The 22,343-nt window shown below is 64.7% G+C and carries 21 protein-coding genes; 3 read left to right on the forward strand and 18 right to left on the reverse strand.

Going from position 1 to position 22,343, the window contains the following annotated elements:
* Nucleotides 1-74: 74 nt before the first annotated feature.
* From hfq to ndk, 10 genes are all read right to left on the reverse strand, one after another.
* Nucleotides 75-311 (reverse strand): RNA chaperone Hfq, encoded by a 237-nt coding sequence (gene hfq / locus ACF3ND_RS10990; protein WP_341669401.1) that lies wholly within the window; start codon nt 309-311, stop codon nt 75-77.
* 112 nt (nt 312-423) lie between these two features.
* Nucleotides 424-1,509, reverse strand: a complete 1,086-nt coding sequence (gene hisC / locus ACF3ND_RS10995; RefSeq protein WP_394060359.1) for a histidinol-phosphate transaminase — start codon at nt 1,507-1,509, stop codon at nt 424-426.
* On the reverse strand, nt 1,509-2,864 hold the full coding sequence (gene der, locus ACF3ND_RS11000; protein WP_394060361.1) for a ribosome biogenesis GTPase Der: 1,356 nt from the start codon (nt 2,862-2,864) through the stop codon (nt 1,509-1,511). The genes hisC and der overlap by 1 nt, the downstream gene beginning before the upstream one ends.
* Entirely contained in the window at nt 2,861-4,048 is a 1,188-nt protein-coding gene (gene bamB / locus ACF3ND_RS11005; protein ID WP_394060363.1) for an outer membrane protein assembly factor BamB, read from the reverse strand. Before bamB ends, der begins: the two co-directional genes overlap by 4 nt.
* Nucleotides 4,049-4,051: 3 nt before the next feature.
* A complete protein-coding gene (locus ACF3ND_RS11010; protein WP_394060365.1) occupies nt 4,052-4,687 on the reverse strand; it encodes a YfgM family protein in 636 nt (211 codons plus the stop codon).
* 2 nt (nt 4,688-4,689) lie between these two features.
* Nucleotides 4,690-5,973 carry a histidine--tRNA ligase gene (gene hisS, locus ACF3ND_RS11015; protein WP_394060367.1) on the reverse strand — a complete coding sequence of 428 codons (1,284 nt, stop codon included), beginning with the start codon at nt 5,971-5,973 and terminating at the stop codon, nt 4,690-4,692.
* A gap of 43 nt (nt 5,974-6,016) precedes the next feature.
* Nucleotides 6,017-7,303 (reverse strand): flavodoxin-dependent (E)-4-hydroxy-3-methylbut-2-enyl-diphosphate synthase, encoded by a 1,287-nt coding sequence (gene ispG, locus ACF3ND_RS11020; protein WP_394060369.1) that lies wholly within the window; start codon nt 7,301-7,303, stop codon nt 6,017-6,019.
* The gene (locus tag ACF3ND_RS11025; protein ID WP_394060371.1) at nt 7,300-7,797 is read right to left on the reverse strand and encodes a helix-turn-helix domain-containing protein; all 498 of its coding nucleotides are present in this window, start codon (nt 7,795-7,797) and stop codon (nt 7,300-7,302) included. Before ACF3ND_RS11025 ends, ispG begins: the two co-directional genes overlap by 4 nt.
* The gene (rlmN, locus tag ACF3ND_RS11030) at nt 7,794-8,942 is read right to left on the reverse strand and encodes a 23S rRNA (adenine(2503)-C(2))-methyltransferase RlmN (RefSeq protein ID WP_394060373.1); all 1,149 of its coding nucleotides are present in this window, start codon (nt 8,940-8,942) and stop codon (nt 7,794-7,796) included. The genes ACF3ND_RS11025 and rlmN overlap by 4 nt, the downstream gene beginning before the upstream one ends.
* 36 nt (nt 8,943-8,978) lie before the next feature.
* Nucleotides 8,979-9,404 carry a nucleoside-diphosphate kinase gene (gene ndk / locus ACF3ND_RS11035; protein WP_394060375.1) on the reverse strand — a complete coding sequence of 142 codons (426 nt, stop codon included), beginning with the start codon at nt 9,402-9,404 and terminating at the stop codon, nt 8,979-8,981.
* A 244-nt stretch (nt 9,405-9,648) separates the two neighbouring features.
* Here ndk and ACF3ND_RS11040 point away from each other — a divergent pair, with 244 nt between their 5' ends.
* On the forward strand, nt 9,649-12,501 hold the full coding sequence (locus tag ACF3ND_RS11040; RefSeq protein ID WP_394060377.1) for a valine--tRNA ligase: 2,853 nt from the start codon (nt 9,649-9,651) through the stop codon (nt 12,499-12,501).
* Between the two features lie 175 nt (nt 12,502-12,676).
* Here ACF3ND_RS11040 and trmD read toward each other — a convergent pair whose 3' ends face one another.
* The 7 genes from trmD to ACF3ND_RS11075 form a co-directional block, all read right to left on the reverse strand.
* The gene (trmD, locus tag ACF3ND_RS11045) at nt 12,677-13,447 is read right to left on the reverse strand and encodes a tRNA (guanosine(37)-N1)-methyltransferase TrmD (protein ID WP_394060379.1); all 771 of its coding nucleotides are present in this window, start codon (nt 13,445-13,447) and stop codon (nt 12,677-12,679) included.
* A gap of 49 nt (nt 13,448-13,496) precedes the next feature.
* Complete coding sequence (gene rimM, locus ACF3ND_RS11050; protein ID WP_394060380.1) at nt 13,497-14,096, reverse strand: ribosome maturation factor RimM; 600 nt, start codon at nt 14,094-14,096, stop codon at nt 13,497-13,499.
* Nucleotides 14,097-14,132: 36 nt separating this feature from the next.
* Nucleotides 14,133-14,393, reverse strand: coding sequence for a 30S ribosomal protein S16 (gene rpsP / locus ACF3ND_RS11055; RefSeq protein WP_341669388.1), 261 nt, complete (start codon nt 14,391-14,393; stop codon nt 14,133-14,135).
* 142 nt (nt 14,394-14,535) lie between these two features.
* A complete protein-coding gene (locus tag ACF3ND_RS11060) occupies nt 14,536-14,790 on the reverse strand; it encodes a sulfurtransferase TusA family protein (RefSeq protein ID WP_394065825.1) in 255 nt (84 codons plus the stop codon).
* Nucleotides 14,790-17,414 (reverse strand): alanine--tRNA ligase, encoded by a 2,625-nt coding sequence (gene alaS / locus ACF3ND_RS11065; RefSeq protein WP_394060383.1) that lies wholly within the window; start codon nt 17,412-17,414, stop codon nt 14,790-14,792. Before alaS ends, ACF3ND_RS11060 begins: the two co-directional genes overlap by 1 nt.
* A gap of 268 nt (nt 17,415-17,682) precedes the next feature.
* Nucleotides 17,683-18,618: an allantoinase PuuE gene (gene puuE, locus ACF3ND_RS11070; RefSeq protein ID WP_394060385.1), complete on the reverse strand. Its 936-nt coding sequence runs from the start codon at nt 18,616-18,618 to the stop codon at nt 17,683-17,685.
* Between the two features lie 11 nt (nt 18,619-18,629).
* On the reverse strand, nt 18,630-19,385 hold the full coding sequence (locus ACF3ND_RS11075) for a GntR family transcriptional regulator (RefSeq protein WP_394060387.1): 756 nt from the start codon (nt 19,383-19,385) through the stop codon (nt 18,630-18,632).
* Nucleotides 19,386-19,590: 205 nt separating this feature from the next.
* On the opposite strand from ACF3ND_RS11075, the gene uraH reads away from it, so the two are divergent.
* Together uraH and ACF3ND_RS11085 are read left to right on the forward strand one after the other, a co-directional pair.
* Nucleotides 19,591-19,944 carry a hydroxyisourate hydrolase gene (gene uraH / locus ACF3ND_RS11080; RefSeq protein ID WP_394060388.1) on the forward strand — a complete coding sequence of 118 codons (354 nt, stop codon included), beginning with the start codon at nt 19,591-19,593 and terminating at the stop codon, nt 19,942-19,944.
* Between the two features lie 61 nt (nt 19,945-20,005).
* The gene (locus ACF3ND_RS11085) at nt 20,006-21,241 is read left to right on the forward strand and encodes a urate hydroxylase PuuD (protein ID WP_394060390.1); all 1,236 of its coding nucleotides are present in this window, start codon (nt 20,006-20,008) and stop codon (nt 21,239-21,241) included.
* Between the two features lie 93 nt (nt 21,242-21,334).
* Here ACF3ND_RS11085 and ACF3ND_RS11090 read toward each other — a convergent pair whose 3' ends face one another.
* Nucleotides 21,335-22,342, reverse strand: a complete 1,008-nt coding sequence (locus ACF3ND_RS11090; RefSeq protein ID WP_394060392.1) for a hypothetical protein — start codon at nt 22,340-22,342, stop codon at nt 21,335-21,337.
* Nucleotide 22,343 lies beyond the last annotated feature (1 nt).

Genomic DNA, 22,343 nt, shown 5'->3' on the forward strand with positions numbered 1-22,343 from the left:
CGCTCCAGAAAGAAAGACCCGTCTGCGGAGGCCGCAAGACGGGTAATTCAGGGTGCGAAGGATGAGGGACGGATTTATTCAGCCTGATCATCCGCAGCCAGGGTGACGGGACGAGCGGGAACGACGGTGGAGATCGCGTGCTTGTACACCATTTGGGTGACCGTATTGCGAAGCAGCACCACATACTGGTCGAAGGATTCGATCTGGCCCTGCAGCTTGATGCCATTGACCAGGTAAATCGAGACGGGGATATGCTCCTTGCGCAGCGCGTTCAGAAACGGGTCTTGTAGTATTTGCCCTTTGTTGCTCATTGGTGAGGCTCCAGTTATGTTGTTATTCCAGAGTGGAAGCGGATGCTGATACTTTACCGGGTTTTCCCTGAATCCGCACCTGCCCTGCTGGACATTTTGATGTGGTGGATGATTATTTTACGCCCTGCTCCAGGATTTGACGCAAACTTGCGCAAAGCCGGGCGCACTGCTCGGGCGATCCCACCGTGATGCGCAGATACTGATCGATGCGCGGCTGGCGGAAATGCCGCACCAGTATGCCCTGTTCGCGCAAGGCTTGCTGTATGCCGGATGCCGGATGGGCCGGATGAGTGGCCATCAGGAAATTGGTCTTGGACGGCAGCACCTGAAAGCCCATCTGCTCCAGTTCGCCGCGCAACTGCTCGCGCGCGTCGATCACGGCCTGGCACTGACGCCGGAAATAATCGGGGTCGCGCAGCGAGGCCAGCGCGCCGGCCTGGGCCAGCGTGTCCAGCGGATAGGAGTTGAAACTGTCCTTGACCCGCTCCAGGGCCTGGATCACGTCGGCGCTGGCCAGCGCATAGCCCACGCGCAGCCCCGCCAGGGCGCGCGACTTGGACATGGTCTGGATCACGACCAGGTTGTCGTAGCGCGCCAGCAGCCCGACGGCCGATTCGCCGCCGAAGTCCACATAGGCCTCGTCCACCACGACCGCCGTGTCGGGGTTCGCCGCCAGGATGGCCTCGACCTTGTCCAGGCCCAGCGCAATGCCGGTGGGCGCGTTGGGATTGGCGAAGATGATGCCGGCCGGCTTCAGCGTGCGTTCGCGCACGTAGTCCTGCACGTCCAGCGTGAAGTCCTCGCGCAGCGGAACCACGTCGGCGGGCACGCCGAAGTAGGAACAGTAGGTGGTGTAGAAGCTGTAGGTGACGTCGGGCAACAGCACCGGCCGCACGCCGCGCATGAACAGGGCGCTGAACACATGGGCCAGCACCTCGTCCGAACCGTTGCCAAGGAATACGTTGGCCGGCTGCACGCCGTGCACCTGGGCGACGGCCTCGCGCAGCTCCTGGGCGCTGTAGGAAGGATAGAGGCGCAGATCGTCCGTGGCCGCCTGGCGGATGGCCTCCAGCACACGCGGCGAAGGACCGAAAGGATGTTCGTTTGTGTTCAGTTTCAAGAGCTTGTCCAGCTTGGCTTGTTCTCCCGGAACATATGGCGACAGCTCTGCTACATGGTCGCTCCACAAACGGCTCATCACGCTTCCTTCAGGTAAGGGTTTTTAGACGACTTGAATTCGATGCGCAGGGGCGTGCCCTCCAGGTTGAAGGCCTCGCGAAAGCGCGTTTCCAGATAGCGGCGATAGGAGTCCGAAATGGCGTCCAGGGCGTTGCCGTGGATGACCACGATGGGAGGATTCATGCCGCCTTGGTGAGCATACCGCATCTTGGGCCGGAAGATGCCTTTGCGCGGCGGCTGTTGTTGTTCCACTGCTTCCTGCAGCACGCGAGTGAGCTTGGGCGTGGACAGCTTGGCGAAGGCGGCGGCATGCGCGGCGTTGACCGACTTGAGCAAGGGATTGATGCCCTGCCCTTTCAAGGCCGACAGCGTGTGCATCTTGGCGAAGTTCAGGAAACGCAGCTTGCGGTCGAATTCACGCTTGATCCATTCGCGCTGATATTCGTCCAGGCCGTCCCACTTGTTGATGCCCACCACCAGGGCCCTGCCCGTCTCGACCACGAAGCCGGCGATGCTGGCGTCCTGGTCGGAGATCTCGGTATGCGCATCGATCATGAGCAGCACCACGTTGCAGGCCTCGATGGCCTGCAGCGTCTTGATGACGGAAAACTTTTCCACCGCCTCGAACACCTTGCCGCGCTTGCGCAGGCCTGCGGTGTCGATCAGGGTGTACTGCACGCCGTTGCGCTCGAATTCGATCTCGATGGCGTCGCGGGTGGTGCCCGGCTGGTCGAAGGCGATGACCCGCTCTTCGCCCATCAGGGTGTTGATGAGCGTGGACTTGCCCACGTTCGGGCGGCCCACGATGGCCAGCTTGATCCGGTGCTGGAACTCGCCCTCGTCCTGCTCGTCCTCGGACGGCGGCGCGGGCACCTTCTCCAGCGCCAGGTTGATCAGCTCCTCGACGCCGTCGCCATGGGAAGCGGAGATCAGATAGGGTTCGCCCAGTCCCAGTTCATGGAACTCGACTCCGCCGGCGCCGTGGCGCATGCCTTCGGCCTTGTTGACCGCCAGCAGCACCTTCTGGCCCAGCTTGCGCAGCAGCTGCGCGATCTCCAGGTCCAGGGCGTTGAGGCCTTCGCGGGCATCGACCAGGAACACGACCACGTCCGCCTCGGCGATGGCCTGCTGGGTCTGGCGCGCCATCTCCAGCAGCATGCCCGTCTTGGCCACGGGCTCGAAGCCGCCGGTATCCACGACGATGTAGGGACGGCTGCCGACCCGGCCTTCGCCGTAGTGGCGGTCGCGGGTCAGGCCGGGAAAGTTGGCCACCAGCGCCGCCCGCGAACGGGTCAGGCGGTTGAACAGGGTGGACTTGCCCACATTGGCCCGGCCGACCAGGGCGACGACGGGTTTAAAGGAAACGCTTTTCAATTGATACCAACCAAAACCAGATTACCGTTGCCAGTCTGGACGAGCACGCCGCGCGTCGTGCCCACCAGGGGCGAGACGATGGCGCCGCCGCCGACACTGACGCGTCCAAGCAGGGTGCCGTCCACACGGGACAGGAAATGCACATAGCCTTCGCGGTCACCGGCGGCCAGCGCCTGGGGCACCACGGCCAGCGGCGCCAGGCCCCGGTTGCGCAGGGCGTCCTGCGTCCAGATCGTCTGACCGTCCGCCAGCGCGAAGGCTTCCAGCTTGTCGCGGCCATTGGCCGCATAAATCATGTGATTGTCCGAGGCCACGCCCGTGCCGGCGGAGAAATCACGGTCCCAGACCAAGCGGCCGCCCTGGGAGACGTCAAAGCAGGCCACGCGGCCCTGATAGGTGGCGCCGCACAGCAGCGGATCCACGACCTGCGGCGCGCCAACCACGTCGTTGATGCGCTCCAGGTCGGTGGCGCCGCGCGACACCGAGATGCTGCCTTCCCAGACCAGCGCGCCGTTGGCCGCGTTGACGGCCATCAGGCGGCCATTGGGCATGCCGGCCAGCAGCAGGCCGTCGAGGATGCGCATCTGCATGCTGGTCTTGAGCGACAGCGCGGGGCCCGGACGCTGGATGCTCCAGCGGACATCGCCGGTGCTGGCGTCGAAGGCCTGCAGGCGGTAGTCGCTGGTGCGCACCACCACCACGCCGGCGCCCACCGCGGGCGGCACGTTGACGGCACTGCTCGAGCGGCTGCGCCACAGTTCCTTGCCGGTGTCGTCAAAAGCGATCACATTGCCGTCGACCGAAGCCACGGCCGTGACATTGCCGTCCGAGCCCGCGCCTGCCGTGAGCTTCTTGCCGGCATTGGCCGTCCACATGACGCGGCCGCTGTCCAGGTCCACCTTGCTGACCTGGCCGGAGACGGTCGCCGCGTAGACGTCCGAACCCACGACCTGGGGCGCGAAGCCGGAATCCGCGCCGCTGCCGATGGAGGTGCTCCAGGCGATGGAGGCCGAAATGCCGGGCGCGTATTCGGTCAGGGGGGCCGGCTCGAAGCGCGGGTCCGTGCTGGAGAACATGGAGCAGCCGGCCACGGCCGCCAGGCCCAGCGCCAGCGCGCTCAGGCGCAGGACGCGAAACGCGCGCGAGGCGGATTGCTTGGGGTTGCGAAGAGATTGGACGGACATCGTTTAGGCTCCTGCCAGTGCGTCGAGCTTGATCTGCACGACCTGCGAGATGGGATCGTTCTTGAGCAGTTCCACGGCCTGGGTCCAGGCCTGGCGGGCCTGCTCGTTCTGGCCCTGTGCGGCCAGGATGTCGCCCTTGCGGTCGGCGAACAGGCCGGCGAAGCTGGCCGGCGGATTGTCCAGCTGGGCCAGGGCTTCGTCATATTTTTTCTGCTCCAGCAGTACGCCGGCCAGACGCAGGCGCGCCAGCGGGGTCATGGGCTTGTCGTGATCGGCCTTCACCAGCCATTCGAGCTGTTCACGCGCGCCCTCCAGGTCGCCGCGCTGCTGCAGGGCCTGGGCCGCGACCAGCACGCCGCGGGAGGTATAGGCCGACTTGGCGAAGTCGGTGCGCAAGGTGCCGCTGGCCGCCTTGATGCGGGCGTCGGACTCTTCGCCCTGCTGGGCCGCGGCGCTCTCGAGCGCTTCGAAGTAGCCCATGGCCTGGCCGGCCTGGTGACCCTGGTACCACTGCCAGCCGCGCCAGCCGGCGACGGCCGCGACCAGCACGAAGGCCGCCACGATGCACAGCGTGCCCCAGCGGTCCCACCATGCCCGCATGGCATCCAGTTTTTCCTGTTCTTCGAGATCGTAGGCCATGCTCAAATCCTTGCTGACAAAACGTTGGCGAGTTCAGTGAAATCCACGGACTGCTGCTGCTCGGCGTTGTCCTGGGCGCGCAGCCACTTCACGCTGGCCTGCCCTTTCTGGAGCTCTTCCTCGCCCAGAATGACCGCGACCTGGGCGCCGCTGGCGTCCGCGCGCTTGAACTGCGACTTGAAGCCGGACGAACCGGCGTGCACGATGACGTCCAGGCCGGCGTCGCGCAGCGACTCGGCCAGCAGGGCCGCCTTGCGCTGGGCCGCCTCGCCCTGGTGCACCATATAGACCTGGCACTCGGGCGCGGCCTGCTGCTCGCCGTCCTGCGAGCACAGGTCCAGCAGGCGCTCCATGCCGATGGCAAAGCCCACGGCCGGGGCCGGCTTGCCGCCCATCAGCTCGATCAGACCGTCGTAGCGGCCGCCGCCGCAGACCGTACCCTGGGCGCCCAGGCGGTCCGTGACCCATTCGAAGACGGTCAGGTTGTAGTAGTCCAGGCCGCGCACCAGGCGCGGATTCAGGGTGTAGGCGATGCCGGCGTCGTCCAGGCGATCGCACACGCCCTGGAAGTGGGCGCGCGACTCCTCGCCCAGGAAGTCGAACAGGCGCGGGGCCGAATTGGCCATATCCTGCATGGCCGGATTCTTGGTGTCCAGCACGCGCAGCGGATTGGTGTGCATGCGGCGGCGGGCTTCCTCGTCCAGCACGTCCACGTGGGCTTCCAGGTGCTGGATCAGGGCGGCGCGGTGCGCGGCGCGCTCCTGGGCCTGGCCCAGGGAGTTGAGTTCCAGGCGGATGTCGGTCAGGCCGAGCTTCTTCCACAGGCGGGCCAGCATGACGATCAGCTCCGCATCGATGTCCGGTCCGGGCAGGCCCAGGGCCTCGACGTCGATCTGGTGGAACTGGCGGTAGCGGCCGCGTTGCGGGCGCTCATGGCGGAACACGGGACCGAGCGCGTAGACCCGGTGCGGACGATCGTAGAGCAGGTTGTGCTCGATGGTGGCGCGCACCATGCCGGCGGTGAACTCGGGCCGCATGGTGAGCTTGTCGCCATTGAGCGAATCGGTGAAGGAGTACATTTCCTTCTCGACGATGTCGGTGACTTCGCCGATGCCGCGGGCAAAGAGCTGGGTGTGTTCGAGTACGGGGGTGCGCATGTTGCGGTAGCCGTAACTGGCCAGCCAGTCGCGCACCAGGCCCTCTAGGGCCTCCCATTGGGCGCTTTCGCCCGGCAAGGTGTCTTTCATGCCCGTCAGGGCGCGGAGCTTCTGAAACTGCTGCGTCATAGTTCTAGTGGTTTGCCCGCCGTCTGGATGACAGGTCTGTTGATCAAGCCGCCGACGCCTTGCCGTAGCGGCGTTCGACGTAATTCTGCACGATGGCCTGGAATTCCTGAGCGATAGTATCACCCTTCAGGGTCACGACACGCTCGCCGTCCACGTAGACGGGCGCCGAGGGAACCTCCCCGGTACCGGGCAGGCTGATGCCGATGTCGGCATGGCGGCTTTCGCCCGGGCCGTTGACCACGCAGCCCATCACGGCCACGTTCATGGTTTCCACGCCGGGATACAAGTCCTTCCAGACCGGCATCTGGTCGCGCAGATAGCTCTGGATGTCGTTGGCCAGCTCCTGGAACACCGTGCTGCTGGTGCGCCCGCAGCCCGGACAGGCCACCACCATGGGAGTGAAGGCGCGCAGGCCCATGGTCTGCAGGATCTCCTGTGCGACCACGACTTCGCGAGCGCGGTCGCCGCCCGGCTCGGGGGTGAGCGAGATGCGGATGGTGTCGCCTATGCCTTGCTGCAGCAGCACGGCCAGCGCGGCCGTGGAGGCCACGATGCCTTTGCTGCCCATGCCGGCTTCGGTCAGTCCCAGGTGCAGCGCGTAATCGCAGCGGGCCGACAGGTCCTGGTAGACGGTGATGAGGTCCTGTACGTGGCTGACCTTGCAGGACAGCACGATGCGATTGCCGGACAGGCCGAGCTCCTCCGCGCGGCGCGCATTGCTGATGGCCGACACCACCAGGGCGTCGCGCATGACGGCCTGCGCCGTCCAGGGGTGGGCGCGCGCATTGTTCTCGTCCATCATGCGCGCCATCAATTCGTGGTCCAGGCTGCCCCAGTTCACGCCGATGCGCACGGGCTTGTCGTAGCGGCAGGCCACCTCGATCATCTTGGCGAAATTGTCGTCGCGCCGCTTGCCGCCGCCCATATTGCCGGGATTGATGCGGTACTTGGACAGCGCCTGGGCGCACTCGGGGTAGTCCGTCAGCAGCTTGTGGCCGTTGTAGTGGAAATCGCCCACCAGCGGCACGTCCACGCCCATGCGGTCCAGCTGTTCGCGGATGGCCGGCACCTCGCGGGCCGCCTCCGGGGTGTTGACGGTGATGCGCACCAGCTCCGAGCCGGCGCGCGCCAGCTCCTTGACCTGGATCGCGGTGGCGATGGCGTCGACCGTATCGGTGTTGGTCATGGACTGCACGACGACCGGGGCCGAACCGCCCAGACGGACCACGTGGTCTCCCCAGCGCACGTCCACGCCGCGGGTGACCCGCTTGGGCTTGGCGCCCACGGGCAGGGGCTGGCAGGACGATGGAACAAGGGTTTCGTTTGTCATGACTTCAGTCCTTTGAGCCAGTCGAAGACAAGCCAGGAATCGGGGACCCAGCCCCGATCGATGGCGTAGAAGCCGGCGACCAGCAAGAACAGCACGATGATCAGCAGCCAGCCCCAGGAAAAACCGGAGCGGGATTCGGTGTACAGGGACAGGTCGGCGCCCGCCAGCCCGCCGCCCGGTGTGCTGCGCGGCACGGGCTTGGGCGCGCCCACGCCGCTGACCTGGCTCTCCAGCATGGTCAGCAAGGCGGCGACGTCGGCGTCCAGAAACCGGGCGTAGTTGCGGACCATGCCGCGCAAGGACTGTCCGCCGGGCAGCTGGTCCCATTCCTCGGCTTCCAGCGCTTCGAGCTGGCGGACCGAGAACTTCAGGCGCCCGGATACTTCGGCCAGGGAATAGGACCGGGCCTGGCGCAATTCGCGCAAGGCGGGGCCCACGCCCGCCGCGGCCGGCGACGATGGAGACTGGCTGGAGGAGGACAGGTTATCGCTCATGCACGTTCCTGTTTGATTTGAATGACCGCGCGATCCGGCAGGCGCTGCTCGATGCGGGTGCGGTCGCGGATATCGCCCGCCAACTGGCCGCAGGCCGCGGCGATGTCGTCGCCGCGCGTCTTGCGCACCGTGGTCACGACTCCGCCGTCCATCAGCATCTGGGCGAATTGCTTGACCCGCGCATGGGTGGAGCGCTTCAATCCGGATTGCGGAAAGGGATTGAAGGGGATCAGGTTGAACTTGCAGCGCACCTCGCGCGCAATGTCCAGCAGCTCCCGGGCATGCTGGTCGGTGTCGTTGATGCCGTCCAGCATGATGTATTCGAAAGTGATGAAGTCACGCGGAGCGTGCTCCAGGTAGCGGTTGCAGGCCGCCAGGAGTTCTGCCAGCGGATACTTCTTGTTGAGCGGCACCAGCCGGTCGCGCAGCGCGTCGTTGGGCGCATGCAGCGATACCGCCAGAGCCACGGGGCAATCGCGCGCCAGCCGGTCCATCATGGGCACCACCCCGGAGGTGGAGACCGTGACGCGGCGGCGCGACAAGCCGTAGGCATTGTCGTCCAGCATCAGGCGCAGAGCGCCCAGCACCTGGTCGTAGTTGAGCAGCGGCTCGCCCATGCCCATCATCACCACATTGCTGATGACGCGGGAGTTCTCGCCGGCGCCTTCGCCGATGCGGGCCGTCTCGGGCGCGTCCAGCAGCGCGCGGCGCGCATACCATAACTGGCCGATGATCTCGGCGGTGGTCAGGTTGCGGTTGAAGCCCTGGTAGCCGGTGGAGCAGAACGGGCAGGCCACGGTGCAGCCGGCCTGGCTGGAGATGCACAGGGTGCCGCGGTCGTCCTCGGGAATGAAGACCGCTTCCACGGCGTTGTCGCCGCCGACGTCGAACAGCCACTTGCGCGTGCCGTCGGCGGACAGGTGTTCGTGGGACATGCTGGGCGCGCTGACGACGCAATGCGCCGTCAGCTGTTCGCGGAACTCGCGCGCCAGGTCCGTCATCTGCCCGAAATCGTCCTGCTGGCGCTGGTGTATCCAGCGCTGCAGCTGCCGCGCGCGAAAGGGCTTGCCTCCCCACTGGGCGACGAGATCAATGAGTTGCTCCGGGCCCATGCCCAGGAGATTGATTGGTTCGAGCGATGACATGGCTGAAACTGTTTGAGTAAAACGCGGGCGACCGGATTAACGGCTGTAGACGTTGCACTCGGGGAAGAAGAAGGCGATTTCGACGGCGGCCGTTTCCGGGGCGTCGGAACCGTGCACGGCGTTGGCGTCGATGCTGTCGGCGAAGTCGGCGCGGATGGTGCCGGGTTCGGCCTTCTTGGGGTCGGTTGCGCCCATCAGTTCGCGGTTCTTGGCAATGGCGCCTTCGCCTTCCAGGACCTGCACGAACACGGGGCCGGACACCATGAAGTCCACCAGGTCCTTGAAGAAAGGACGGGCGGCGTGCACGGCGTAGAAGCGCTCGGCTTCGCCGCGGGACAGGTGGACCATGCGGCCGGCGATGACCTTCAGGCCGGCGCCTTCGAAGCGGGAGATGATCTGGCCGACCACGTTTTTGGCGACGGCGTCGGGCTTGATGATGGACAGAGTGCGTTCAATAGCCATGTGAAAATCCAAATAAGAACAATATAGTGTAGTCTTTGCTGCGTAAAGCAAAATGCACATCCGACGGGTCGCGCCAATTTCCCGAATGAAAACAAGCACTTTCGTCGTATTTACGGCAACCCGGCATTTTACCACGCCAAAGACGCACGGCTACATCTTAAAATAGTGCGTTTTGAATTCGAATTTTGCCCAGGAAGCAAGCGGCCTACGCACCGCCCGCGCGCACAAGACAGACAGCATCACCATGACCAACTCATCCGCAACGACCTCCGACGACCAGTTATCCAAGAGCTTTGAACCCCAGGAAATCGAATCGCGCTGGTATGCGCGCTGGGAGCAAGGCGGCCATTTCAAGGGCGGCCAGCACGTCCAGCCGCAGGCCGGCCGCCAGGCCGAGCCCTTCGTCATCCAGTCGCCGCCGCCCAACGTCACCGGTACGCTGCACATGGGACACGCCTTCAACCAGACCATCATGGATGGCCTGACCCGCTACCACCGCATGAAAGGCGACGATACCGTCTACATCCCGGGCACCGACCACGCCGGCATCGCCACGCAGATCGTGGTCGAGCGCCAGCTGGATGCGCAGAACATCAGCCGCCACGAGCTGGGCCGCGAAAAATTCCTGGAGAAAGTCTGGGAATGGAAGGAGAAGTCGGGCAGCACCATCACCGGCCAGTTCCGCCGCCTGGGCGCCTCCTGCGACTGGGACCGCGAATACTTCACCATGGACGACAATCTGTCGCGCGGCGTGGTGGAAACCTTCGTGCGCCTGTTTGAACAAGGCCTGATCTATCGCGGCAAGCGCCTGGTGAACTGGGACCCGGTGCTGGGCACCGCCGTCTCCGACCTGGAAGTGGTCAGCGAGGAAGAAGACGGCCACATGTGGGAGATCCGCTATCCGCTGACCCGGCCTCGGGGCGGGCTGACCCACCTGGTGGTGGCCACCACGCGACCCGAGACCATGCTGGGCGACGTGGCCGTCATGGTGCACCCGGAGGACGAGCGCTACGCCGCCCTGATCGGCCAGACCGTCACCCTGCCCCTGGTCAACCGCGAGATCCCCATCATCGCCGACGACTATGTGGACCGCGAATTCGGCACCGGCGTGGTCAAGGTCACGCCCGCCCACGACTTCAACGACTATGCCGTGGGCCAGCGCCATCAGCTGGAGATGATCAGCATCCTGACGCTGGACGCCCGCATCGCCGACACCGCCCCCGCCGCCTACCAGGGCATGGAACGCTTCGCCGCCCGCAAGCAGATCGTGGCCGACCTGGACGCCCTGGGCCTGCTGCAGGCCGTCAAGCCGCACAAGCTGATGGTGCCGCGCGGCGACCGCACCAATACCGTCATCGAGCCCATGCTGACCGACCAGTGGTTCGTGGCCATGAGCAAGCCCGCCCCGGCCGACTCGCTGCATCCGGGCAAGAGCATCACCGAAGTGGCGCTGGAGGTGGTCGCCGACGGCCGCGTGCGCTTCTATCCCGACAACTGGGCCAACACCTACAACCAGTGGCTCAACAACATCCAGGACTGGTGCATCTCCCGCCAGCTGTGGTGGGGCCACCAGATCCCGGCCTGGTACTCGGAGGACGGCCGCCTCTTCGTGGCCCGCAGCGAGGAAGACGCGCTGGCCCAGGCCCGCGCCGCCGGCGTGCACGGCCCCTTGCGCCGCGACGAGGACGTGCTGGACACCTGGTTCTCCTCGGCCCTGGTGCCCTTCACCGACCTGGGCTGGCCCGAGCAGACCCCGGACCTGGCCCGCTATCTGCCTTCCAGCGTGCTGGTCACCGGCTTTGACATCATCTTCTTCTGGGTCGCGCGCATGGTCATGATGAGCATGCACCTGACCGGCCAGGTACCCTTCCGCACCGTGTACGTGCACGGCCTGGTGTGCGACATGGAAGGCAAGAAGATGAGCAAGTCCAAGGGCAACACCATCGACCCCGTGGACCTGATCGACGGCATCAGCCTGGAAGACCTGCTGCACAAGCGCACCTTCGGGCTGATGAACCCCAAGCAGGCCGAAAGCATCGCCAAGCGCACCAGGAAGGACTACCCGGGCGGCATCCCCGCCTTCGGCACGGACGCGCTGCGTTTCACCATGGCCGCCTACGCCACCCTGGGCCGCAACATCAACTTCGACATGAAGCGCTGCGAAGGCTACCGCAACTTCTGCAACAAGCTGTGGAACGCCACGCGCTTCGTGCTGATGAATACCGAAGGCCACGACCTGCAACAGGATGCGCCGGCCGAGCTGTCCTTTGCCGACCGCTGGATCGTCAGCCTGCTGCAGCGCCTGGAGCAGGACGCCGAACGCGGCTTTGCCGACTACCGCTTCGACAATATCGCCAACGCCATCTACCACTTCGTGTGGGACGAGTACTGCGACTGGTACCTGGAGCTGGCCAAGACCCAGATCCAGCAGGGCACGCCCGCCCAGCAGCTGGGCACGCGCCGTACCCTGATCCGCGTGCTGGAAGTGGTGCTGCGCCTGGCGCACCCCATCATCCCCTTCATCACCGAAGAGCTCTGGCAAAAAGTGTCCGTGGTGGCCGGCAAGCGCGCCGAAGGCGAAACCGCCAGCCTGTCCGTGCAGCCCTACCCCGTGGCCAACGCCGCCGCCATCGATGAACAGGCCGAAGCCCAGGTCGCCGAGCTCAAGGCCCAGGTGGACGCCATTCGCGCCCTGCGCGGCGAGATGAACATCTCGCCCGCCCAGCGCGTGCCGCTGATCGCCCAGGGCGATGCCGCCACCCTGCGCGCCAACAGCCCCTACCTGGCCGCGCTGGGCAAGCTGGAAAGCGTGCAGATCGTGGACCACCTGCCCGCGGAGGCCGGCGCACCGGTGCAGGTGGTGGGCACGGCCCAGCTGATGCTGCACGTGGAGATCGACGTGGAAGCGGAGCGCGCTCGCCTCACCAAGGAGATCGAACGCCTGCAGGGCGAAATCCGCAAGGCCGAAGGCAAGCTGGGCAACGCCAGCTTCGTGGAACGAGCCCCGGCCGCCGTGGTCGAGCAGGAACGCCAGCGGGTCGCCCAATTCAGCGAAACCCTGTCCAAGGTCCAGCAGCAGTACGCCCGCCTGGGCTGATGCGGCCCTGACAAGGAAAAGGCCCTGCATGATGCAGGGCCTTTTTTATGGCGAGGCCGCGACAAGACAAGAAAACCTTTTCGGAGAGCGGCGGACAGGCATCAGCCGGCGCGAGGTGAAGAAGCTTTTTATAGATGGCTTGGGGACAAGACCGGCCCGGCCCGCCTGCGGACGATCAGCGCCCGTTCTGGGAATCCGATTCCGCCAAGGCGGCCAGAAAGCGTTCGTCCGCCTTGCTGAGCTCGCCGCGCAAACGGGCCTGCTCAATAAGATCGGGACGACGCAGTACCGTCAGGCGCAGGGACTGTTCGCGCCGCCATGCCTGGATGCGGCCATGATGCCCGGACATCAAGACATCGGGCACGGCCTGTCCCCGATAGACCTCAGGGCGGGTGTAATGCGGACTGTCCAGCAGGCCGCTGTTGGCGGCATGGAAAGAATCCTGGCGCGCGGAGTCGGCATCGTTCAGCACGCCGGGAAGCAGGCGCACCACGCTGTCGATGATAGCCAGGGATGCAATTTCCCCGCCCGAGAGCACGAAATCGCCCAGGGACAGTTCCAGGGTGACGCGTTCGTCGATGAAGCGCTGGTCTATCCCTTCGTAGCGGCCGCAGACCAGCACCGCACCCGGCCCCTGGGCCAATCCCTGCGCGAGGGACTGGTCAAAACGCCGGCCCGCGGGACTGAGCAGAATGACCGCGGGAGCATCGCCGCGGTCTGCCAAGGCGTGATCCAGCGCATCGTTCAGCGGATCAGCCAACATGACCATGCCCGGACCGCCGCCATACGGACGATCATCGACGGTGCGATGCACGTCCGTGGTGTAGTCGCGGGGATTCCAGGTGCGCATCTGCCAGATGCCCTGCTTGTGAGCGCGCCCGGTCACTCCGGATTCGCTGACCAGATTGAACATATCCGGAAACAGGGTCAGGGCATCAAAACGCATGGGTCTGGGCTGGAAAAAAAACGGGAAGAGCGCACGGCCTGCGCCGATCTCATGCCGACCAATGGCTGTGCAGCTGACGGCCCTGCAGATCCACCGTATGCACGATGGCCTGCACGAAAGGCACCAGCTCTTCGAGAGGCCGGCCCTTGTCGTCCAGTTCGGGCGCGAAAACGCCGTCCTGGCTCCAGGAGCCGCGATGCACCACCAGAATGGCGTGCGCGCCATTGTCCAGGACCTCGACGACTTCGCCAATGGGCTGGGCTTGCCCATCTTGCTCGCCCAGGAGTCGACAGCCGATCAGGTCGACCCAATAGTATTCGTCATCGTCCGCCGTGGGAAAGGCGGCGCGGGAGACCCAGACGGTCTGCCCTTTCATGGCCTGGGCCAGGTTCCGGTCGTCCATGCCCTCGAACTGGGCGACGATGGTGGCGCCGTGCTGGCGCGCAGCCACGACGTTTCGGAACGGCACAGACGCAAAAACGCCCGCCTGGTTTCCAGGCCGGGGCGTTTTCAACCACCAGGTTTTGGCATTGAGCAGCGCCTTGGTCTGCATGGAATGCGGCTGGACCTTGACCCAGCCGCGCACCCCATAGGCGGAAACAATGCGTCCAAGCTCGACGAGATCGTCGGGAGCGGCTGCCTGTTTCACGGACCGGTACGCTGCAAAAAAAACCGGCGATTCAGCTTAGGCTGCCGAAGCGACCTTGGCCGAGTATTCTTTGACCAGGCGAGCCACGGCGGGCGAAACCTGAGCACCGTTGTCGGTGAAGTGCTTAACGCGGTCCAGTTGCAGACGCAGGTTTTCCTGGCCTTCGCCAGCGACGGGGTTGTAGAAACCCAGGCGCTCGATGAAGCGACCATCACGGCGATCACGCGCCTCGGCGGCTACAACGTTGTAAAAAGGACGCTTTTTGGAGCCACCACGGGCCAAGCGAATTACCACCATTGATAATCCCTTTATTGTGTAAGGTAAACGGTAAACAAAAAATTCTAGCACTTTTCCGGCCGCATGCCAAAAATGGCGCGCCCAAATACCGGCTTAAGTCCTAAAAACGCAACATACAAAGCACTATTTTAACGCCGCCGGCTCAACGGCGGCGTAAAAAATGCAGAGTTTTTTCGGCGTCCGCCTGTTGGGCCAACAGCTCGTTGCCCGTTTGCCGGCTGAACGCCTGAAAGTCCTGGACGGCGTGCTGGTCGGTCGTGATGACCAGCAGCACCTGCCCGGATTCGATCTGCGCCAAGGCCTTCTTGGCGCGCAATATGGGCAGCGGGCACTTCAGCCCCGAGGCGTCCACCTCGAGGTCGAAGGCCGGCAGGCTGGTGTTGGCTGCTTCGGTCATCACGCGCCCAGCTTTTCCTGCACCCAGGCCTGAACCGAGGCGTTGGCGGCCGGCAGAGCCGCCGCATCCGTGCCTCCGCCCATGGCCATGTCGGGACGGCCGCCACCCTTGCCGCCGATCTGGCCGGCCACGAAGCCCACCAGATCGCCTGCCTTGACCTTGCCGGCCAGATCGGGCGTGACGCCGCCGACCAGGCTGACCTTGCCGTCGGCCACGACCGACAGCAGCAGCACGGCGGACTTGAGCTTGTCCTTGAGCTGGTCGGCCATGCCGCGCAGCGCCTTGGGATCCACGCCGGTCAGCGTGGCCACGAGCAGGCGGCTGGTGTCGTTCAAGGCCACAGCCTGCGACACGAGATCCTGTCCGGCCGCCGAAGCCAGCTTGGATTGCAATTGTTCGCGTTCGCGCTCCAGTTCCTTGATCTGGCCCTGCAGGGCGGAAATCCGGCCCACCAGCCCGTCAGGCTGGGTGCGCAGGCTGGCGGCCGCCTCGTTCAGCAGGCGCTGCTGGTCCTGGACCCAATGCAAGGCATTGTCGCCGGTGATGGCTTCGACGCGGCGCACGCCGGCGGCCACGCCGCCTTCGGACACGATCTTGAACAAGCCGATGTCGCCGGTGCGGGCCACGTGCGTGCCGCCGCACAGCTCGCGCGAAAAGCCGATGTCCAGCACGCGCACCTCGTCGCCGTATTTCTCGCCGAACAAGGCCATGGCGCCGCCGCTGACGGCGTCGTCGAAGGACATGAGGCGCGCCTGCACGTCCTTGTTGGCCAGCACTTCGGCATTGACGATGGCTTCGACCTGGGCGATCTGCTCGGCCGTCATGGCCGAATCATGGGCGAAGTCGAAACGGGTCTTGTCGGCATCCACCAGCGAACCGCGCTGCTGGACGTGTCCGCCCAGCACTTCGCGCAAGGCCTTGTGCATCAGGTGGGTGGCCGAGTGATTGCGCACGATGCGCGCGCGCCGCGCCGTGTACACCTGCGCCTGGACGGTGTCGCCCACGGACAGCGAGCCGCTGGCAAGCACGCCCTGATGCCCGAACACCTGCCCGGCGATCTTCTGGGTGTCCTGCACCTCGAAGATAGTTCCATCGGCCGACAGCACGCCGGCGTCGCCGACCTGGCCGCCGGATTCAGCGTAGAACGGCGTGGCGTCCAGAACGACCACGGCCTGCTGGCCCTGGGCGACGGACTGAACGGCCGTGCCGTCCACGTACAGCGCCGTGACGTTGCCGCTGCCGGCCAGGGTCTCGTAGCCTTCGAAGCGGGTTTCCACGCCCGAATAGCTCAGGCCTTCTGCCGCCTTGAACTTGCCGGAGGCGCGCGCCATCTTGCGCTGATTCTCCATGGCGGCCTCGAAGCCTTCCAGGTCCACATCCACGTCGCGCTCGCGGCAGATGTCGGCCGTCAGGTCCACCGGGAAACCGTAGGTATCGTAAAGGGTGAACAGGGTCTGGCCGTCCAGCCTGCCCTTGGCGGGCAGCGCCGCCAGCGCGCCTTCCAGGATGCGCATGCCGTTTTCCAGCGTTTCGCTGAAGCGCTCTTCTTCCTGGCGCAGCACCTGCTCGATGCGCTCGCGCTGGTTCAGCAGTTCAGGATAGGCCTGCCCCATCTGCTCGCCCAGGTCCTTGACCAGGCGGTGGAAGAACAGCCCTTTCTGGCCCAGCTTGTGTCCGTGGCGCAGGGCGCGACGGATGATGCGGCGCAGCACGTAGCCGCGGCCTTCATTGCTGGGAATGACGCCGTCCAGGATCAGGAAGCTGCAGGCACGGATGTGATCGGCGATGACCTTGAGGGAGTTGTTCTCCAGATCCTGGGCGCCGGTCTCGCGGGCGGCGGCCTTGATCAGGGCCTGGAACAGGTCGATCTCGTAGTTGGAGTGCACGTGCTGCAGCACGGCCGAGATGCGCTCCAGCCCCATGCCCGTGTCCACACAGGGCTTGGGCAGCGGCGTCATGGTGCCGTCCGCGGAGCGGTCGAACTGCATGAACACCAGGTTCCAGATTTCGATGTAGCGGTCGCCGTCTTCCTCGGGCGAACCGGGAGGGCCGCCCCAGACCTCGGGGCCGTGATCGTAGAAGATTTCCGAACACGGACCGCAGGGGCCTGTATCGGCCATCTGCCAGAAGTTGTCCGAGTTGTAGCGCACGCCATTCTTGTCGCCGATGCGGATGATGCGCTCGCGCGGCACGCCGACTTCCTTGGCCCAGATGTCGTAGGCTTCGTCGTCTTCCTGGTAGACCGTGACCCAGAGCTTTTCGGCGGGCAGGCGGTAGACCGTGGTCAGCAGCTCCCAGGCATAGCGGATGGCGTCCTGCTTGAAGTAGTCGCCGAAGCTGAAGTTGCCCAGCATTTCGAAAAACGTGTGGTGCCGGGCGGTGTAGCCCACGTTTTCCAGGTCATTGTGCTTGCCGCCGGCGCGCACGCAGCGCTGGGAGCTGGTTGCGCGATGGTAGGGACGGGTTTCCTTGCCAGTGAAAACATCCTTGAACTGCACCATGCCGGCGTTCGTGAACAGCAAGGTGGGATCATTGCCCGGGACCAGAGGCGCCGAAGGAACGATGTGATGCCCCTTGGATTCAAAGAACGATAGGAATTTCTGACGGATTTCGGATGTTTTCATTACATGAAACACGATGAAAAAGTAAAGCTCATTATAAAGACGACCGGCCTTGCGGCCCATGCGCGCGGTGCGGCCGCACAACACCGACAGGCCCGGCAAGCAGCACAAGCCCTGCGCGGAGCAAGGCCGCGCAAGCGTCAAATAGTACTGTTTTCAGCAGCCATAAACAACAATTCCGGTCCTGTGACCGGAATGAAAGGCCCCGGCCGCGAGGCCGGGGCCTTCTTGCCGCCTGCGCGGGGCCTGAAGGCCGGCGCGGCCCGGCGTCTTACTTGGACGGCTGGTAGGGGTGGTGCTCGACCCAGTGGCGGGCGATGTCCACGCGACGGCAGATCCACACGCGCTCGTGCTGCTGGATGTGGTCCAGGAAGCGCTGCAGGGCCTTGAAACGGCCCGGACGGCCGATCAGGCGGCAATGCAGACCGACGGACAGCATCTTGGGAGCCGTTTCGCCTTCCTCGTACAGCACGTCGAACGCATCCTTCAGGTAGTTGAAGAAATGGTCGCCGGTGTTGAAACCCTGGGCGGCGGCAAAGCGCATGTCGTTGGTATCCAGAGTGTAGGGCACTATCAGCTGCGGCTTGATGGTACCGTCCTTGAGTTCCACTTCGGTCCAGAAAGGCAGGTCGTCGCCATAATAGTCGGAGTCATACAGGAAGCCGCCTTCTTCGGCCACCAGGCGCAGTGTGTTGGGGCTGTCGCGGCCGGTATACCAGCCTTCGGGATGGTGACCCAGGATCTGGGTCAGCACCTCCACGCACTGGCGCATGTGCTCGCGCTCGACCTCTTCGGGGACGCTCTGGTAGTGAATCCAGCGGTAGCCGTGGCCGGCGATCTCGTGGCCCAGGCGTACGAATTCCTTGGCCAGATCTGGATGGCGCTCCAGCGCCATGCCAACGCCGAAGATGGTCAGCGGCAGGCCGCGCTTCTCGAATTCGTTCAGGATGCGCCAGACGCCGGCGCGCGAGCCGTACTCGTAGATGGATTCCATCGACAGGTGGCGGTCCTGGTAGGCGGCCGCGCCGATGATCTCGGACAGGAACTGCTCCGAACCGGGGTCGCCGTGCAGCACGCAGTTCTCGCCGCCTTCCTCGTAGTTCAGCACGAACTGGACAGCGACGCGCGCCCGGCCGGGCCAGTTGGCGTGAGGCACATTCTTGCCGTAACCGATGAGGTCACGGGGATAGGACTTGCATAGTGACATTACGTCTCCTGTTAGCGTTTCACGCTGAATGCGAGCCAGGGATCGGCAGGTTTGCCGTCGTTGGCCTCGCTCATGCGGTGTTCACAATCACTCAAGTGGTGTTGCATGGCCCGGAGCGCGCCTACGGCGTCGCCCTGGCTCAATCGGTCGAGAATTTCCTTGTGCTCGTAGAAGGAGCATGCCTTCTCGCCCGGCGTATCGTGATAGGCGATGATGAGCGTGGTCCGGGCGCACAAGGTGTGCATCAGTTCGGTCAGCTCGTGGTTGCCGGCGCAGCGCGCCAGCACTACGTGAAAGGCATTGGACAGGCGCAGCCAGCTGATGCGGTCGCCCTGCTCGAAGGCCTGCTGTTCGCGCGCGACCATGTCATACAGCCCTTCCAGGTGCGCAGGCAGATCCGGCAGGGCCAGCAGCTTGCGCAGGATCAACTCCTCCAGGTCGCGCCGCAGCTCGAACACATCCTGCGTTTCCTTGGCAGTGGGCTTCCATACGAACGCGCCGCGATTGGGCTCGATGACCACGATCTTGTCGTGGGCCAGGGCCGAGAGCGCGGCGCGCACGGTGGCGCGCGAGCAGTCGAAGATGGTGCACAGGGTCGCTTCGGTCAGCTTGGCGCCGGGCAGCAGCCGCCGGTCCACCACGGCATCGAAGATCTGGCTGTATACACGCCCGGTCTCGTTGTCCGCCATGCCGCCTTCCAGCAGAGACGAGGCGCTGGGCGCCTGGACGTCGGACGAATCGCCCTCGTGCCGCCTAATCTGAAGCATAAAAATTCTCGTTATTAACTCTTGACAATTATTCGGCATCCCTACAAAATCGTCAACACAAATTGTCGACAATCCGGAACCTCAACCGGAGCGGCAATCTTGGGGCCTCAACCCAGCGCACTGATCCTTGCACCGCTGGCCCCCGGCCGGTTCTCAAAACTGGGCTCGCTGGACCTTTTTTGATCACCATAAACCGGAGACACTTATGGGAAAGCTCTCTACCCATGTGCTTGACACGACTCAAGGTCGTCCTGCACAAGGCGTGCGCGTCGACCTCTATTCCATCCACGGCGACCAGCGCACCCTGATCAAGACCACAGCCACCAACAGCGACGGCCGCTGCGACGAACCCCTGCTGCAGGGCGATTCCATGGCAAGCGGCGTATTCGAACTGGTATTCCACGCCGGCGACTACTTCGCCGCCAACGGCAGCACCCTGCCCGAGCCTCGCTTCGTCGACCAGGTCGGCATCCGCTTCGGCATCGCCGATGCCAGCGCCAACTACCACGTCCCCCTGGTCGTGACTCCCTGGTCCTGGTCCACGTATCGCGGCAGTTGATCGGTTATCTGAACAGCTTCTTTCGATCTCATAACCAGTCAACAAACGATACGAGACTTCTATGCACGCGTATTTACTTGAATATGGCAACCTGCTGCTGCGCTGGCTGCACGTGATTGCCGCTGTCGCCTGGATCGGCGAATCCATCTACTTCGTGATGCTGGACAACAGCCTCAAGCCCCCGAAGGGCGAGGAAAGCAAGAAACGGGGTGTGTTCGGTGAAATGTGGGCCGTCCACGGCGGCGGCTTCTACCACAACCAGAAATACCTGACCAATCCGGCCGAACTGCCCGACGATCTGCACTGGTCGTTCTGGAAGTCCTACACCACCTGGCTGTCGGGCTTTGGCCTGTTCGCCCTGCTGTACCTGACCAAGCCCGAGTTCTACCTGGTCAATCCCAACAGCCCCTGGGAATGGGCTGCCCAGATGACGGGCACCCAGGCCAACGTCGTGGCCATCGCCTTCCTGGTGCTGGGCTGGGTCGTGTACAACGGCCTGTGCCGCATCATCAGCCCCAACATGGAACGCGACGGCATCCTGAGCGTTGCCGTGGCCATCATGATGGTGGCCGTCGCCTACCTGAGCGCGCACATCTTCTCGGGCCGCGCCGCCTTCCTGCTGACCGGCGCCGTCATGGCCACCAGCATGTCGGCCAACGTGTTCTTCTGGATCATTCCCGGCCAGCGCCGCATGGTCAAGGCCCTGAAGGCCGGCCAGGCACCCAACCCCCTGGACGGCAAGCGCGGCAAGCAGCGTTCGGTGCACAACACCTACTTCACGCTGCCCGTCCTGCTGCTGATGCTGAGCAACCACTATTCATTCACGTACAACCATCCCAATGCGTGGATCATCATGGTGCTGTTCATCTTCGCCGGCGCCCTGATCCGCCAGTACTTCGTGCTGCTGCACGCGGGAACCAACAACCTGGCCTACCCCGTTGCCGGCGTCATCCTGCTGCTGATCGTGGGCTGGGTGGCTGCTCCTGCCAGCGTGAAGGCCACAGCCCAGAACGCCGCCGTGTCCGCGGATGACTCGGCTTCCAAGATCAGCCTGGCGCGAGTCCAGGAAATCATGGACGCCCGCTGTATCCAGTGTCACGCCGCCAAGCCAAGCGCACAGTTCGGTTTCCCTTCGGCTCCTGCCGGCATGCTGCTGGACACCAAGGAAAACACCCTGCTGCACGCGGCACAGGTCAAGAACGTGGTGGGCTCCCACTACATGCCGCTGGGCAACATGACCCAGATGACCGAAGAAGAACGGGCTGACATCGCCGCCTGGAGCGGCAAGGCCGACTAAACCGTCCTGCACGGCTGCGGCAGCGCAAACGCGCGGCGCCGCACTCGCCAGAACCCGGCATGGAAACCATGCCGGGTTTTTTCTTGCCCGCGCTCAGTCCACGCACAGGTAGGAGCGCGTCACGCCCGAGGCCACCGTGTATTCGGCGATGCGCAAAGGCAGATAGCCGCTCGGGCAGCTGCACTGCCCCGTCATGGGATTGACCTGCACCTGGGCGTGCTGGGCTGGACAAGGCGTATGGGAATGAGTCATGAACGCCCCGCCTCCAGCCGAAGCCAAGGGCCGCCAATAGCCCTGCCGGCAGGTCAGAAGGCCCGGCGATTCGATGCGCCGCACGATGGCGGCCTCCTGGGAACAGGCGGAATAGGTATACGCGCTTCCCCCCAGGACCAGGGCGCCCTGCGTCTGCAGATTGCCATGCGCCTGCACCTGGCCGCGGGCGCTCAGGTTTGCCTGGAAGTCCGGATCCCGTTCATCTCGCAAACGCAGGTAGGAACTCATGTCCTCCCCTGCCAGGCCCGCATCGCGGTCTCCAGAAGCCAGCACCGCCATCGTGCCCGCCGGCCAGGGCTGCGTGCCGGACAAGGGGTTGGGCCAATCGCCGGCCGGCCCTTGCAGGCGGGTCGACCGGTCGGGATGGACGACCAGGCCGTAGCCGCGCGTCTCCAGCAACCATTGCCCGAGCGCGGCAGGCCGATGCGCCCAGTCCTGACTGGCGAACAGAAGCAGCAAGGCATCCAGCCGGCATGCGCCGGGGCATTCTCCTTGGAGCGTCAGCTGGATCTGCAATCCGGGCCAATTGAGCGGCATCGACGACAGCCCCCTGGGCAGCCACCCTTGCGCCGCGAGCTCCGCCAAGCCGGGGCTCCAGGGGTCCGCGTATCCCGGCAATGTCGCCGCGCCGGCCAGCAGCTTGCTTGCATGCGCATCCATGTAGCGCTGCACGCCCTGCCTGACCTCCAGCAGCCAGCCGGCCCAGCTCTGCAATTGCTGCTCCTGCAGATGCGCTTGCCATCGCTGCACCGCCCAGACGGAGACCAGTGCGCTGATGGCCAGCGTCAGCAGCAGTTCCAGCAGGGCCTGTCCGCTCTGAAGCCGCATG

The organism is Alcaligenes sp. WGS1538 (assembly GCF_043187505.1).
In the GTDB taxonomy this organism is placed as follows: domain Bacteria; phylum Pseudomonadota; class Gammaproteobacteria; order Burkholderiales; family Burkholderiaceae_B; genus Alcaligenes.

Bases quoted from the DNA above. Each gene is read 5' to 3' on its own strand.
- puuE (WP_394060385.1), bottom strand. From the start codon at position 18,618: ATGTCACTATGCAAGTCCTATCCCCGTGACCTCATCGGTTACGGCAAG.
- ACF3ND_RS11040 (WP_394060377.1), top strand. From the start codon at position 9,649: ATGACCAACTCATCCGCAACGACCTCCGACGACCAGTTATCCAAGAGC.
- hisC (WP_394060359.1), bottom strand. From the start codon at position 1,509: ATGAGCCGTTTGTGGAGCGACCATGTAGCAGAGCTGTCGCCATATGTT.
- ACF3ND_RS11085 (WP_394060390.1), top strand. From the start codon at position 20,006: ATGCACGCGTATTTACTTGAATATGGCAACCTGCTGCTGCGCTGGCTG.
- ACF3ND_RS11025 (WP_394060371.1), bottom strand. From the start codon at position 7,797: ATGAGCGATAACCTGTCCTCCTCCAGCCAGTCTCCATCGTCGCCGGCC.
- alaS (WP_394060383.1), bottom strand. From the start codon at position 17,414: ATGAAAACATCCGAAATCCGTCAGAAATTCCTATCGTTCTTTGAATCC.
- rlmN (WP_394060373.1), bottom strand. From the start codon at position 8,942: ATGTCATCGCTCGAACCAATCAATCTCCTGGGCATGGGCCCGGAGCAA.
- ACF3ND_RS11090 (WP_394060392.1), bottom strand. From the start codon at position 22,342: ATGCGGCTTCAGAGCGGACAGGCCCTGCTGGAACTGCTGCTGACGCTG.
- ispG (WP_394060369.1), bottom strand. From the start codon at position 7,303: ATGACAAACGAAACCCTTGTTCCATCGTCCTGCCAGCCCCTGCCCGTG.
- trmD (WP_394060379.1), bottom strand. From the start codon at position 13,447: ATGCGTTTTGATGCCCTGACCCTGTTTCCGGATATGTTCAATCTGGTC.
- ndk (WP_394060375.1), bottom strand. From the start codon at position 9,404: ATGGCTATTGAACGCACTCTGTCCATCATCAAGCCCGACGCCGTCGCC.
- rpsP (WP_341669388.1), bottom strand. From the start codon at position 14,393: ATGGTGGTAATTCGCTTGGCCCGTGGTGGCTCCAAAAAGCGTCCTTTT.
- uraH (WP_394060388.1), top strand. From the start codon at position 19,591: ATGGGAAAGCTCTCTACCCATGTGCTTGACACGACTCAAGGTCGTCCT.
- ACF3ND_RS11010 (WP_394060365.1), bottom strand. From the start codon at position 4,687: ATGGCCTACGATCTCGAAGAACAGGAAAAACTGGATGCCATGCGGGCA.
- bamB (WP_394060363.1), bottom strand. From the start codon at position 4,048: ATGTCCGTCCAATCTCTTCGCAACCCCAAGCAATCCGCCTCGCGCGCG.
- ACF3ND_RS11075 (WP_394060387.1), bottom strand. From the start codon at position 19,385: ATGCTTCAGATTAGGCGGCACGAGGGCGATTCGTCCGACGTCCAGGCG.
- hisS (WP_394060367.1), bottom strand. From the start codon at position 5,973: ATGACGCAGCAGTTTCAGAAGCTCCGCGCCCTGACGGGCATGAAAGAC.
- hfq (WP_341669401.1), bottom strand. From the start codon at position 311: ATGAGCAACAAAGGGCAAATACTACAAGACCCGTTTCTGAACGCGCTG.
- ACF3ND_RS11060 (WP_394065825.1), bottom strand. From the start codon at position 14,790: ATGACCGAAGCAGCCAACACCAGCCTGCCGGCCTTCGACCTCGAGGTG.